At 68.6% G+C, this 13,928-nt stretch carries 12 protein-coding genes; 6 read left to right on the top strand and 6 right to left on the bottom strand.

The features are described 5' to 3' along the window. From HWX62_RS19425 to HWX62_RS19410, 4 genes are all read right to left on the bottom strand, one after another. Positions 1-1,005 (bottom strand): arabinose ABC transporter substrate-binding protein, encoded by a 1,005-nt coding sequence (locus tag HWX62_RS19425; protein ID WP_175931085.1) that lies wholly within the window; start codon positions 1,003-1,005, stop codon positions 1-3. An 87-nt stretch (positions 1,006-1,092) separates the two neighbouring features. After that, positions 1,093-2,022 (bottom strand): Gfo/Idh/MocA family oxidoreductase, encoded by a 930-nt coding sequence (locus HWX62_RS19420; RefSeq protein WP_175931084.1) that lies wholly within the window; start codon positions 2,020-2,022, stop codon positions 1,093-1,095. 25 nt (positions 2,023-2,047) lie between these two features. Beyond that, positions 2,048-2,977: a dihydrodipicolinate synthase family protein gene (locus HWX62_RS19415; RefSeq protein ID WP_175931083.1), complete on the bottom strand. Its 930-nt coding sequence runs from the start codon at positions 2,975-2,977 to the stop codon at positions 2,048-2,050. A gap of 116 nt (positions 2,978-3,093) precedes the next feature. Further along, on the bottom strand, positions 3,094-4,845 hold the full coding sequence (locus tag HWX62_RS19410; protein ID WP_006480235.1) for an IlvD/Edd family dehydratase: 1,752 nt from the start codon (positions 4,843-4,845) through the stop codon (positions 3,094-3,096). A 114-nt stretch (positions 4,846-4,959) separates the two neighbouring features. Here HWX62_RS19410 and HWX62_RS19405 point away from each other — a divergent pair, with 114 nt between their 5' ends. Further along, complete coding sequence (locus HWX62_RS19405) at positions 4,960-5,910, top strand: LysR substrate-binding domain-containing protein (protein WP_175931082.1); 951 nt, start codon at positions 4,960-4,962, stop codon at positions 5,908-5,910. Positions 5,911-5,928: 18 nt separating this feature from the next. Here HWX62_RS19405 and HWX62_RS19400 read toward each other — a convergent pair whose 3' ends face one another. Further along, positions 5,929-6,405 (bottom strand): OsmC family protein, encoded by a 477-nt coding sequence (locus HWX62_RS19400; RefSeq protein ID WP_175931081.1) that lies wholly within the window; start codon positions 6,403-6,405, stop codon positions 5,929-5,931. 131 nt (positions 6,406-6,536) lie between these two features. Here HWX62_RS19400 and HWX62_RS19395 point away from each other — a divergent pair, with 131 nt between their 5' ends. After that, the gene (locus HWX62_RS19395; RefSeq protein WP_175931080.1) at positions 6,537-7,178 is read left to right on the top strand and encodes a GntR family transcriptional regulator; all 642 of its coding nucleotides are present in this window, start codon (positions 6,537-6,539) and stop codon (positions 7,176-7,178) included. A gap of 30 nt (positions 7,179-7,208) precedes the next feature. Here HWX62_RS19395 and HWX62_RS19390 read toward each other — a convergent pair whose 3' ends face one another. Beyond that, a complete protein-coding gene (locus HWX62_RS19390; RefSeq protein ID WP_175931079.1) occupies positions 7,209-8,234 on the bottom strand; it encodes a LacI family DNA-binding transcriptional regulator in 1,026 nt (341 codons plus the stop codon). Positions 8,235-8,423: 189 nt separating this feature from the next. On the opposite strand from HWX62_RS19390, the gene ugpC reads away from it, so the two are divergent. The 4 genes from ugpC (at position 8,424) to HWX62_RS19370 (ending at position 13,914) form a co-directional block, all read left to right on the top strand. Then, a complete protein-coding gene (gene ugpC, locus HWX62_RS19385; RefSeq protein WP_175931078.1) occupies positions 8,424-9,590 on the top strand; it encodes a sn-glycerol-3-phosphate ABC transporter ATP-binding protein UgpC in 1,167 nt (388 codons plus the stop codon). Between the two features lie 8 nt (positions 9,591-9,598). Further along, positions 9,599-11,593, top strand: coding sequence for a beta-galactosidase (locus tag HWX62_RS19380; RefSeq protein WP_175931077.1), 1,995 nt, complete (start codon positions 9,599-9,601; stop codon positions 11,591-11,593). Positions 11,594-11,658: 65 nt separating this feature from the next. Further along, positions 11,659-12,918, top strand: a complete 1,260-nt coding sequence (locus HWX62_RS19375) for an extracellular solute-binding protein (protein ID WP_175931076.1) — start codon at positions 11,659-11,661, stop codon at positions 12,916-12,918. Positions 12,919-12,972: 54 nt separating this feature from the next. Further along, positions 12,973-13,914 (top strand): sugar ABC transporter permease, encoded by a 942-nt coding sequence (locus HWX62_RS19370; protein WP_175931075.1) that lies wholly within the window; start codon positions 12,973-12,975, stop codon positions 13,912-13,914. The last annotated feature ends 14 nt before the right edge of the window (positions 13,915-13,928 follow it).

The raw sequence follows: 13,928 nt of genomic DNA, 5'->3' as shown, positions 1-13,928 counted from the left end.
TCAGATACCGAGTTCGGCACGCACGGCCTGCCAGTTCGCGCGCGTCATCAGCTTGCCGCTCGTCTGCGTGTCGGCCGGTGGCACCTTGCCGCTGCGGATCCAGTCGACAAGGTTCTGCGTGCTGTCCTTGCCGTGGTTCGTCGAGCTGACCGCGATCGTCCCGTAGAAGCCGGTCGGCTCCTTCTTCTGGAATTCGGCGAACGCCTCGCCCGCGCCGTTGATCCCGACGCCGATCACGTCGGCCGCCGGGATATGCAGCTGTTCGGTCGCGCGCACCGCGCCGAGCACGGTTTCCTCGTTCAGCGCGTAGATCACCCATTTCTTCACGTTCGGATGGCGCGCGAGCACCGGCGCGGCCGCGCTGAAGCCGCCTTCGTCGTCGGTCGTCTTCTGCGGCGCGTCGAAGATGTTCTCCTTGCGGAAGCCGTTCGCGAGCAGCGCCTGCGTCGCACCGTCGGTGCGCAGCTTCGCGGTCGGCAGCTCGTAGTTCGTGATCCGCAGCGCGCCGACTTCCTCGGGCTTCCAGCCGCGCCGCTTCATTTCGTCGGAGATCGCCTGGCCGACCTGGTTGCCGATCTTGGTCGCCGACATCCCGAGGTGCGGCACGTTCGGCAGCGGCTTGCCGCTCGAATCGACGAGCTGGTCGTCGACGGTCACGAACTTCATGTTGTAGCGCTTCGCGCGCGAGGCGATCGCCGGTCCGAGGCGCACGTCCGGCGCGCAGATCACGAAGCCCTGCGCGCCCTGCGAGCCGAGGTTGTCGATCGCGGCCAGCACCTTCTCGCCGTCCGGCGTGCCGATCTTCACGACCGAGAAATTCTCCTTCTGGCCGAGCGCGGCGGCGGCGTTCTGCTCGTTGATGAACCACGCCTGCTCGGGCATCTTCACGAGGAAGCCGATCTTCAGCGGCGCGTCGGCGTGCGCGGCGCCCTGCATGCCGAGCGGTGCGATGCAAAGCGCGGCGAGCAGCGCGCGCAGGGTATGTCGACGAATCGTGCGGTTCATGTGGTGTCTCCTTTGTGTCGGCTGATGCCGTGATGTGTGCCGTAATCAATCATTCGTCGCGCGCGCCGTGCCGACGCGCGCGCAAGTTCAGCGGCCGAACGCGTCGGTCCGCACGCGCCGGCCGAACAGGAAGGCGTCGGCGACGAGCCGCAGCGGCCGCACGTCGACGTCGCTTTCGCCACGCGCGATCAGCGCATGGAAGTGCGCATACAACGCCGGATACTCGCGTTCGGGGCCGATCTCGACCGGCTCGCCGGCGATCGACAATTGCGCGCCGCCGCGGCTGATCGCGAGCACGCCGTCGGACGTGTCGACCGCGATCTCCCATTGCTCGACGGGGCCATGCCGCCAGTCGAATTCCGCGTGCACCGGCACGCCGTCGGTATCCGCGCAATCGAGTTCGGCCGCGATCGGCGTCTGTACGTCGCTCGGCACGATGAGCGTCGCCTCGCGCAGCACGAGCTCGCGCGGCAGGATCCGCGTGACGATCGACAGCGCGTTGATGCCCGGATCGAACACGCCGAGGCCGCCCGGCTCCCAGATCCACTGCTGTCCCGGATGCCAGCGCCGCACGTCTTCCTTCCAGCGCACCTGCACCGCGCGGATCGTGCGTTGCGCGAGCCACGCGCGCGCCGGCTCGACCGCGCTCGCACAGCGCGAATGCCAGGTCGCGAACAGCGTGAGGCCGCGCTCGCGCGCGAGCGCGTCCAGCGCGGCCACTTCGCCGAGCGTCGCGCCCGGCGGCTTCTCGAGCATCACGTGCTTGCCGGCTTCGAGCGCGGCGCGCGCCTGCGCGTAGCGCACCTGCGGCGGCGCGCACAGCGACACGGCATCGAGTTCGGGCTCGGCGGCCAGCAATGCGCGCAGATCCGGATAATTGCGCACGCCGTTGACTTCCGCGTGACGGCTCGCGCACGCGGTCAGCGCAAAGCCCGGTTCGGCGGCGATCGCCGGCAGGTGCTGGTCGCGCGCGATCTTGCCGATCCCGACGACACCCAGCGAAATCGGTTCACTCATCGTGCATTTCTCCTTCGCGAATCGCTCAGCGCGCCCAGCGCAGCACGAGCGGATCGAGCCGGCGCGCGATCGCGAGCAATTCCGCGCGCGTGTCCGGGTGCAGTTCCGGCATCGGATGCCGCGGCCGCTCGCACGCGATCACGCCGCCGGCGCGCATCAGCGCCTTCGCGGTGAGGATCCCGGACTGGCGGTTCTCGTGATTGATCAGCGGCAGCCACGTCTGGTAATGCGCGAACGCGTCGTCGTGCCGGCCGTCGCGGAACGCTTCGAGGATCGGCCGGATGCCGTCCGGGAAGCCGCCGCCCGTCATCGCGCCGGTCGCGCCCGCATGCAGGTCGGCGAGCAGCGTGATCGCTTCCTCGCCGTCCCACGGCCCCTCGATCGCGTCGCCGCCGAGCCGGATCAGCTCGCGCAGCTTGTTCGCGGCGCCCGGCGTCTCGATCTTGAAGTACGCGACCTGCTCGATCTCGCGCGCCATCCGGGCGAGGAACGGCGCGGACAACGCGGTGCCGCTCGCGGGCGCATCCTGGATCATGATCGGAATGTCGATCGCATCCGACACGCGCGCATAGAAGTCGAAGATCTGCGCCTCCGGCACGCGGAACGTCGCGCCGTGATACGGCGGCATCGCCATCACCATCGCGGCGCCGAGCTGCTGCGCGCGCAGGCTGCGCGCCGCGCACACCTGCGTGCTGTAGTGCGACGTCGTGACGATCACCGGCACGCGGCCGGCCACGTGTTCGAGGATCGTGCGCGTGAGCACGTCGCGTTCGTCGTCGGTGATCGCGAACTGCTCGGAGAAGTTCGCGAGGATGCACAGGCCGTCCGAGCCCGCGTCGATCATGAAATCGACCGCGCGCTGCTGGCTCGCGAGGTCGAGTTCGCCGGTATCGGTAAACGTCGTCGGAACGACGGGAAAAATGCCGCGATAGCGCGGCGTGCTGCTCGATGTCATGGTTCGCGTCCTGCTTCGGCCCGGCGGTTACCGGCCGTCATGCGTTCACGGTTTCATGAAGCGCGGACCGGGAAGGCCCGCAACCGGCGGCGGCGCACGTCGCGCCGCCCGCCTGCTCAATGCGAATGGCTCGGCACGTCCGCGCCGCGCGTGCCGACCAGGAAGTCGAGGTCGCACCCCTCGTCCGCCTGCAGCACGTGATCGATATACAGCCGCGCATAGCCGCCCTTGCCGAGCTGACCGGCCACGCCCGGCGCCGCGGTCGGATCGACGTCCGACAGGCGGCGCTGCAGCTCTTCATCCGTGATGTCCAGATGCAGCGTGCCGGCCTCGCAGTCGAGTTCGATCCAGTCGCCGTTGCGCACCGCGGCGAGCGGCCCGCCGGCGGCCGCTTCCGGCGCGACGTGCAGCACGACCGTGCCGTACGCGGTGCCGCTCATCCGCGCGTCGGAGATCCGCACCATGTCCTTCACGCCCTGGCGCAGCAGCTTCGGCGGCAGCCCCATGTTGCCGACCTCGGCCATGCCCGGATAGCCGCGCGGCCCGCAGTTCTTCAGCACCATCACCGAGCTCGCGTCGATGTCGAGCGCTTCGTCGTTGATCGTCGCCTTGTAGTGATCGAGGTTCTCGAACACCACCGCGCGACCGCGATGCTTGAGCAGCTCGGGGCTCGCCGCCGACGGTTTCAGCACCGCGCCGCGCGGCGCCAGATTGCCGCGCAGGATGCAGATGCCGCCGTCCGCGATCAGCGGCCGGTCGAGGGGACGGATCACTTCGTCGTCGTAGTTCGGCGCTTCGCGCACGTTGTCCCACAGCGACTTGCCGTTGACCGTCAGCGCGTCCGGGTGCGGCAGCAGGCCGCCTTCGCCGAGCCGGCGCAGCACGGCCGGCAGCCCGCCCGCGTAATAGAACTCCTCCATCAGGAAGCGCCCCGACGGCATCAGGTCGACGATCGTCGGCGTGTCGCGGCCGATGCGCATCCAGTCTTCCAGCTCGAGCGGCACGCCGATGCGGCCGGCGATCGCCTTCAGGTGGATCACCGCGTTGGTCGAACCGCCGATCGCCGCGTTCGTGCGGATCGCGTTCTCGAACGCCGCGCGCGTCAGGATCTTCGACAGCACGAGCCCTTCGAGCGCCATCTCGACGATGCGGATGCCCGACATGTGCGCGAGCACGTAGCGGCGCGAATCGACGGCCGGAATCGCCGCGTTGTGCGGCAGCGCGACGCCGAGTGCCTCGGCCATGCACGCCATCGTCGACGCGGTGCCCATCGTGTTGCAGGTGCCGGCCGAGCGCGACATCCCGGCTTCGGCCGACAGGAAGTGATGCACGTCGATCTCGCCGGCCTTCAGCGCTTCGTGCAGCTGCCACACGGCCGTGCCCGAACCGATGTTCTTGCCCTCGAGCTTGCCGTTCAGCATCGGGCCGCCCGACACGACGATCGCCGGCACGTCGCAGCTCGCCGCGCCCATCAGCAGCGCGGGCGTCGTCTTGTCGCAGCCGGCGAGCAGCACGACCGCGTCGATCGGGTTGCCGCGGATCGCTTCCTCGACGTCCATCGACGCGAGGTTGCGCGTGAGCATCGCCGACGGCCGCAGGTTCGATTCGCCGTTCGAGAACACCGGGAACTCGACCGGGAAGCCGCCCGCTTCCGAGATCCCGCGCTTCACGTGCTCGGCGAGCTTGCGGAAGTGCGCGTTACATGGCGTCAGTTCGGACCACGTGTTGCAGATGCCGATGATCGGCCGGCCGTCGAATTCGTGATCGGGAATGCCCTGGTTCTTCATCCAGCTCCGGTACATGAAGCCGTTCTTGTCGTTCGTGCCGAACCATTGAGCGGAGCGCAGCCTGGGTTTTGTTGCCGACATCGTCAGTCCTGTGGTGACGGGATACCGGCGCAGTCTAGGCAGAATTTTGATAACTGGCTAATGACGATTTAGGCGATTACGATATCGATTCCGATATCGATATAAACCCGTACGATGACCGACGCCAGCCCGTGGGGAAACCGCGCCCGCCTGAAGACGCGCCAGTTGCTGCTGCTCGTCGCGCTCGCCGACGAAGGCAGCATCCACCGTGCGGCGGCCGCGTTGAACATGACGCAGCCGGCCGCGTCGAAGCTGCTGCGCGAGCTCGAGGAATCGATCGGCGCGGTGCTGTTCGAGCGCCTGCCGCGCGGGATGCGGCCGACGCTGTACGGCGACGTGCTGATCCGCCACGCGCGCGCGGCGCTCGGCAGCCTCGACCAGGCGCGCGAGGAGCTGGCCGCGCTGAAGGCCGGTCATCTCGGCCACGTGGCGGTCGGCGCGATCACGTCGCCGGGCCTGCGGCTCGTGCCGCCGGCCGTCGCCGCGGTGAAGGGTACGCATGCGGGCCTGCACGTGTCGGTCGAGATCGATACCAGCAACGTGCTGCTCGAACACCTCGCGCAGGAAAAGATCGACATCGTGCTCGGCCGGCTGTCGGCCGAACACGACAAGCTGCGCCTGCGCTACGAGCCGCTGACCGGCGAGTCGGTGGCCGCCGTCGTGCGGCCCGGCCACCCGCTGCTCGCGCACGCGCCGCTGGCGCTCGCGGACGTGCAGCGCGCCGCGTGGGTCGTGCCGCCGGCCGGCAGCGTGCTGCGCCACCGCTTCGAGCTCGTGTTCCAGCGCGCGAGCCTCGCGCCGCCGGCGAACCTCGTCGAAACGTCGGCGCTGCTGTTCATCACGCAGCTGCTCGAACAAAGCGACATGATCGCGGTGCTCGCCGAGGACGTCGCGCGCTATTACGCGCGGCACGGGATCGTCACGATGCTGCCGCTGGAGATGGATTGCCGGATGGACGATTTCGGGATCATCACGCGCACCGACCGGCTGCATTCGCCGGCGGTGACGGTGATGGTCGACGCGATTCGGGCGGCGGCGAGGGGGGTTTACGGCGTCGTGCTGTGACGACGCGGCGGCGGTTTCTTACTCCGCGGCAAACTCAACTACCGGCTCGCAGCGAATCGGAAAATTGACCGAGTTCGCGATATAGCAGTTCGCATGCGCATCGTGATGCAGTTGCGCCGCCCGTTCACGATCGTCGCCGGCGCGGATCGTCACCTGCGGGCGCAACACGATTTCGGTAAAGCGCCCCGCGCCGACGCTGTCGACCATCGTGCCTTCCGCGTGATCGATGTAGGCCAGCACACGGATGCCGGCCTCCGCGCACAGATGCAGATACCAGAGCTTGTGGCACGCCGATGCCGACGCGAGGAGCAGGTCTTCAGGATTCCATCGCGCCGCGTCGCCGCGGAACGCCGGGTCCGACGAACCGGGGATATCCGGCTTGGAGCCCGAGCGGATCACGTGATCGCGACCGTACTCGCGATACCCCGACGTGCCGGTGCCACGATTGCCCGTCCACTCCACCGCGACGCGATACTGGTGTTCGCCCGATGCCATCTCGCTCTCCATTCATGTCGGTTGTCTCGACCGGCCCCGAACGCCGTTGCGCGAAGCCGCCGATGGTCGCCATTGTGGCACCGGATTGCCGTTTGGTATACCATTATTCCAAAATCAACGAACAGGAACGCATGGAAGCCAAACTCGACTCCACGGCGGACGCGGTCGCCGCGTCGCTGCGCGACATGATCGTCAATGGCGAGCTCGCGGCCGGCGAGCGGCTCGTCGAGCGCGACCTGGCCGAGCGGTTCGGCATCAGCCGGATTCCGATGCGCGAGGCGATCCAGCGGCTGGAGCGCGAGGGCTTGCTCGATATCTTCCGGAATCGCGGCGCGATCGTGCGCATGCTGAGCGCGTCGGACGTGCAGGAAATCTACGATCTGCGCGTGCTGCTCGAGGGCGATGCGATCTACCGCAGCGTGAAGCGACTCGACGACGAAACGCTCGCGCGCGCCGAACTCGTGCATCGGCTGCTCGGCAACGCCACCGTGCCGCGCCGGCAAGGCGAGCTGAACCGCGAATTCCACGCGTTGCTGTATTCACATTGCGGCAATGCACGGCAGTTGAAATCGATCGCCGAACTGCGCAGCCAGGTCGAGCGCTACGAGCGCCTGCAGGCCACGCTGCTCGCCGATACGCCGTCGTTCCAGGTCGAGCACGACGACATCCTGCAGGCATGCCGCGAACGCAACGCACGCGGCGCCCGCGCGATGACCGTCGCGCATCTCGAATCGGCCCGGCGCATCGTGTTGCGGCTCGTCGAAGGCGGCTGAGGCCGGCGCACGGCCGCCCGCCCTTCTTCGCTACGCCGCGCGCGGTACCGGCCCGGTCGTGCCGCGCACCGTCAACGTCGGCAGCGACGCGACCCGCACGCGCGATGCGTCGTCGCCCTGCCCGCCCGTCTCGCGCAGCGTATTGAGCAACTCGACGGCAAGGCCGGCCGCTTCGGCGGTCGGGATCGCGACGGTCGTCAGCGTGGGCCGCGTATCGCGGGCAAGATGGATGTCGGTGATGCCGACGATCGACAGATCGTCGGGTACGCGCCTGCCGCGATCGGCCGCCGCATGCATCGCGCCGATCGCCGGCAGGTCGTTGGTCGCGACCAGCGCGGTCAACTGCGGGTGCGCATCGAGCAGTTGGCCCGCCGCACGCAGGCCGCCTTCGATCGAATCGCGCTCGGCCGCGACGATCGACGCGTCGAGCCCCGCGGCGCGCATCACGTCGACGAAGCCGTCATAGCGCGCCGCCTGCACGCCGCTCGCCGCACCGCCGACGATCACGCCGATTTTCTCGTGGCCGAGTTCGAGCAGATGCCGCGTCGCGATCCGCCCCGCCTCGCGGAAATCGATCGCCACGCACGGCAGCCCGTCGGGCGGCGCCTCGGGCCGCTCCCACAGGCACAGCACGACCGGCACGCCGCGCCGCGCGACGTCGAGCAGATCCGGCAGATGCAGGTTCGCATTGGTCACGAGAATCCCCTCGGAGATCGTGCCGGCGATCTGGTCGAGATACGCGCGCCCCTGCAACGGATCCTCGTTCGTATTGCAGACGACCAGGAACTGCCCGTTGCGGCGCACCGCGCGCTCGACCGCCAGCGCGAACTCCGGATAGAACGGGTTCGCGATGCTCGACACCATCAGCGCGACCGTCGGCGCGCGCCCTTCCGCCAGCGCCCGCGCGGCAAGGTGCGGCCGGTACCCGAGCGCGTCGACCGCTTCGAGCACGCGCGCCCGCGTCGCGTCGCCGACCCGGCCGCGGCCGCGCAGCACGTTCGATACGGTCGCGGCCGTCACGCCGGCGCGGCGCGCCACTTCATCCAGTGTTGCCATCGTTTGCCCACTATATGAGACGTCGATCCAGTATTTGCTTCGCTCGCCGAAGCGGCGCACTATCGCCCCACACCTTGCCGCCCGATCGACGGGCGTGACTCGGCCGCGATCGCATCGCCCCTTTTTTTGATCGCGATGATTAAGCGCTTAATCAAGTAGTCAGGCGCATTAGAACATGGAGCGGAGACAATGGCGAGCATCTCGATGCGGCGCGTGCAGAAAGCCTATGGCGAGCATGCGCCGGTCATTCGCGACGTCGATCTGGAGATCGGCGCGCACGAGTTCTGCGTGTTTCTCGGGCCGTCCGGATGCGGGAAATCGACGCTGCTGCGCATGATCGCGGGGCTCGAGGATCTGAGCGCGGGCGAGCTGTCGATCGACGGCCGCCGCGTCGACGACGTGCCGGCCGCCGAGCGCGGCGTCGCGATGGTGTTCCAGAGCTACGCGCTGTTTCCGCACATGACGGTCTACGAGAACATGGCGTTCGGGCTGAAGCTCGCGCGCGTGCCGAAGGCCGAGATCGACCGGAAGGTGCGCGACGCCGCGCGCATCCTGCAGCTCGACACGCTGCTCGAGCGCAAGCCGAAAGCGCTGTCGGGCGGCCAGCGGCAGCGCGTCGCGATCGGCCGCGCGATCGTGCGCGAGCCCGGCGTATTCCTGTTCGACGAACCGCTGTCGAACCTCGACGCGGCGCTGCGCGGCCAGACCCGCGTCGAAATCGCGAAACTGCACCGGCAGTTCGAGCGCGCGAGCGTCGTCTACGTGACGCACGACCAGACCGAAGCGATGACGCTCGCCGACAAGATCGTGCTGCTGCACGCCGGTGCCGACACCGCGCAGCACGGCAGCATCGCGCAGGTGGGCGCGCCGCTCGACCTCTACCACCATCCTGCCAGCCGCTTCGTCGCGGGCTTCATCGGCTCGCCGCGCATGAACTTCCTGCCGGCCGTCGTAACCGCCTGCGACGCGCATCGCACGACCGTCACGCTCGTGCCGTCGGGCGAAACCTTCGTGCTGCCGCGCGACGGCTCGGCGCTGGGCGCCGGCGCCGCCGTGACGCTCGGCATCCGCCCCGAACACCTGACGCTCGGCGCCGCGTTCGACGCGACGACGCTCGCACGCGACGTCGTGCTCGTCGAACGCCTCGGCGAGCAAACCTACGTGCATCTCGACCAGCCCGGCCTGGCCGACCGGCCCAACGCGACGCCGCTGATCGCGAAAGTGCCGGGCGACGCGCAGGTGCGCACCGGCGAACGCGTGCAGGTGCACGCGCCGGCCGCGGCCTGCCACCTGTTCACCGAAGACGGCCGCGCGGTGCCCGCGTGCGCCGACGTCCACGTTCACCACTACGCATAAGGATCGGCATGCGCCTCGGAGTTTGCTACTACCCGGAACACTGGCCGGAATCGATGTGGGCGGACGACGCCCGCCGAATGAAAGCGCTCGGCATCGAGCAGGTGCGGATCGCCGAATTCGCGTGGAGCCGCATGGAGCCGTCGCCCGGCGAATACGACTGGGGCTGGCTCGACCGCGCGGTCGACGTGCTCGGCGCGGCCGGCCTCGAGATCGTGATGTGCACGCCGACCGCCACGCCGCCGAAGTGGCTGGTCGACCGCCATCCCGACATCCTCGCGATCGGCGCCGACGGCCAGCCGCGCAAGTTCGGCTCGCGCCGCCACTACGATTTCTCGTCGCCGACCTATCTCGAAGCATCGCGCCAGATCTGCACGGCGGTCGCCGAACGCTACGGCCGCCATCCGGCCGTGCGCTACTGGCAGACCGACAACGAGCTCGGCTGCCATCAAACGGTCGTCAGCTACTCGCCGGCCGCGCTCGTACGCTTCCGCGAATGGCTGAAGGCGCGCTACGGCACGATCGACGCGCTGAACCGCGCGTGGGGCACCGTGTTCTGGAGCATGGAGTATCGCCATTTCGACGAAGTCGACGCCCCCGTCGGCACCGTGACCGAAGCCCATCCGACGCATCGTCTCGACTACCGGCGCTTCGCGTCCGACGAGCTCGCACGCTATCACCGGATGCAGGTCGACGTGATCCGCGCGCACTCGCCGGGCCGGCCGGTCGCGCACAACTTCATGCAGCTCTTCACCGAGTTCGATCATTACGAAGTCGCGCGCGACCTTGACGTCGCGACGTGGGACAGCTATCCGCTCGGCGCGCTCGAGGAGCTGTGGTTCGCACCCGACGTGAAGGCGCGCTGGCTGCGTACCGGCCACCCGGATTTCGCGTCGTTCAATCACGATCTGTATCGCGGCATGTCGAAGCTGCCGTTCTGGGTGATGGAGCAGCAGCCCGGCCCCGTGAACTGGGCGCACTGGAACCCCGCGCCGCTGCCGGGCATGGTGCGGCTGTGGAGCTGGGAAGCGTTCGCGCACGGCGCCGGCTGCGTGTCGTACTTCCGCTGGCGGCAGGCGCCGTTCGCGCAGGAGCAGATGCATGCGGGCCTGAATACACCCGACAACCAGCTCGACGAAGGCGGCCGCGAAGCGCAGCGTGTCGCGCAGGAAATCGTCGCCGTGCTCAATGCGGGCGCCGATGCGGACGCGGACGGCGCGGTACGCGCACCGGTCGCGCTGGTCTTCGACTACGAGGCGAAGTGGCTGTTCGAAGTGCAGCCGCAGGGCGCCGATTTCCACTACCCGCGTTTCGCGTTCGAGTACTACTCGGCGCTGCGCTCGCTCGGCCTCGACGTCGACATCGTGTCGCCGCACGCGCCGCTCGACGGCTACCGTCTCGTCGTCGTGCCGCCGCTGCCGATCGTGCCGGACGATTTCGCGTCGCGGCTCGCCGCGTCGGGCGCCCATGCGGTGTTCGGGCCGCGCACCGGCTCGAAAACCGTCGACCTGCAGATTCCGCCGGCGCTGCCGCCCGGCCCGCTCGCGTCGATCCTGCCGGTGCGCGTGTGGCGCGTCGAGTCGCTGCGGCCGAACGTGACCGCGCGGATCGACGGCACGCTGCGCGACGGCTCGCCGCTCGCGGGCGACGCGCGTCACTGGCGCGATCTCGTCCAGCTCAACGACGACGACGCACGCGGCGTGGTGCATGCGCGCTTCGCCGACGGTCATCCGGCCTGCATATCGCACGGCCCGCTGCACTACTGGGCCGCGCTGTTCGACGATGCGACCACGGTGCGCCTGTTCGCCGATGTCGCGGCCGAAGCCGGCCTGGCCCCGACGCCGCTCGGCGACGCCGTACGCGTGAGCCGGCGCGGCGGCCTGACTTACGTGTTCAACTACGCCGGCACACCGCACACGATCGACGCGGTGCCGCCGTCCGCGTTCGTGGTCGGCGCCGCGCAGGTCGAGCCGCAAGGCGTCGCCGTGTATCGAAGCCGTTCGTAGCAACCGCCCCCGGCGCCCGATGAAGCGCCGGCCACGCACAACGACACACAGGAATGGAGACACACATGACACATCGCCCCCTTCGCGTCGCCGCCCGGCTGGCGAGCGCCGCCGCCATCGCGTTCGCTTCGTTCGGCGCCGCAGCGCCGGCCGACGCGGGCACGCTGACGATCAACATCGCGTTCAAGGGCGCGAGCCAGCGCGCGGTCTGGCAATCGACGATCGAAGCGTTCCACAAGGCCCACCCGGACATCGACGTGAAGCCGACCTTCGTCGACGAGGAAGCGTACAAGGTGCAGCTCCCCGCGTGGCTCACCACCGTCGCGCCGGACGTCGTGAACTGGCATGCCGGCGAACGCATGGCGTACTACGCGAAGCGCGGGCTGTTCGAGGACCTGAGCGGCGACTGGACGAAGAACGGCTGGGACGCGATGTATGCGTCGACGCGCAGCGCCTCGTCGTACAACGGCAAGCAGTACGCGGCGCCGACCGTCTACTACTCGTGGGGGCTGTTCTACCGCAAGGACCTGTTTCGCAAGGTCGGCATCGCCGACGAGCCGAAGACCTGGGACCAGTTTCTCGACGCATGCAAGAAGCTGAAGGCGGCGGGCATCACGCCGATCGCGATCGGCGGCCGCGACGCATGGACGCTCGCCGGCTGGTTCGACTATCTCGACCTGCGCCTGAACGGCAATGCGTTCCACCAGCAACTGATGGCCGGCGACGTGCCGTACACCGACCCGCGCGTGAAGAAGGTCTACACGACGTGGAAATCGCTGATCGATGCCGGCTACTTCATCGACAACGCGCTGTCCTACGATCTCGACGGCGCGCAGCCGTTCCTGTTCCAGGGCAAGGCCGCGATGATGCTGATGGGCACGTTCATCGCGGCGGGTTTCCCGCCGAACGTGAAGCCTGAAATGGGCTATTACCGCTTCCCGATCATCGACCCGAAGGTGCCGACCGCCGAGGACGGCCCGGTCGAATCGCTGCACATCCCGACCAAGGCGAAGAACAAGGCCGACGCGCATACGTTCCTCGCATTCGTCGAAACGCCGGAGATGGGCGCGAAGCTCGCCGAAGGGCTCGGCTCGCTGTCGGCCAACAGCAAGTCGCCCGAGCCGGCCGATCCGATCTCGCGCATCGGCTTCCGGATCCTCGCCGACACGAAGGGCGGCGTCGCGCAGTTCTACGACCGCGACATGACCAAGGAAATGGCCGACGAGGGGATGAAGGGGATGCAGCAGTTCCTCGCGAATCCCGCGCAGCTCGATACGGTGCTCGCGCAACTCGAACAGACCCGCAAGCGGATCTACAAGAAGTGATCGCGTGACCCAACCGGCGGCCGCGCGCCGCCGTGTCCGTTCAGGAGGCTTGCCGTGTCCAGTCCGACCACGTCCCCCCCGCCCGCCGGCACCGCGCCGCCGCGCGGCCCGTCCGCCGCCGCGTGGCCCGCCCGCCGCCCGTCGCCCGCCGTGCGGCGGCAACGGCGCGCCGCCTGGCTCTTTCTCGCGCCGGCCTGCGCGATGGTTTCCGTCTATGTGATCTGGCCGATCCTGTCGACGCTGTGGCTGAGCCTGTACAACTGGGACGGGATGACCGAGCGCACCTTCGTCGGTCTCGCGAACTACGCGGAGCTGCTGCATGCGCCGACGTTCTACACCGCGCTGCGCAACAACGTGATCTGGCTCGTGCTGTTCATGCTCGCGCCGCCGCTCGGCCTCGCGCTCGCGCTGTACCTGAACCAGGCGGTCGGCGGCATCCGGCTCGTGAAGTCGCTGTTCTTCGCGCCGTTCGTGCTGTCGGGCGTGGTCGTCGGGCTGATCTTCTCGTGGTTCTACGATCCGACCTTCGGGCTGCTCGCGCTCATCGCCGGGCACGGCATCCCGGTGCTCGGCGATGCGCGCTACGCGACGTTCGGCATCGTGTTCGCCGCGCTGTGGCCGCAAACGGCGTACTGCATGATCCTGTACCTGACCGGCCTCACGTCGGTCAATCCGGAACAGATCGAAGCCGCGCGGATGGAAGGCGCGCGCGGCTTCGCGCTGCTGTGGCACGTCGTGCTGCCGCAACTGCGGCCGACCACCTTCATGGCGATCGTCGTCACGGTGATCGGCGCGCTGCGCAGCTTCGATTTGATCTCGGTGATGACGGGCGGCGGCCCGTTCGAAAGCTCGACCGTGCTCGCGTATTACATGTACGACCAGGCGATCAAGTACTACCGGCTCGGCTATTCCGCGTCGATCGCGGTCGTGCTGTTCGCGATCATGCTCGTCTACATCGCCTTCCAGTTGCGCCGCATGCTGCGCAACGAACAGTGACCTTTCGGGAGTTC

Source organism: Burkholderia sp. BCC0506 (assembly GCF_902833145.1).
Taxonomy (GTDB): domain Bacteria; phylum Pseudomonadota; class Gammaproteobacteria; order Burkholderiales; family Burkholderiaceae; genus Burkholderia.
The sequence above is the reverse complement of the archived record's forward strand: the minus strand, read 5'-3'. Positions and strand labels throughout refer to the sequence as shown.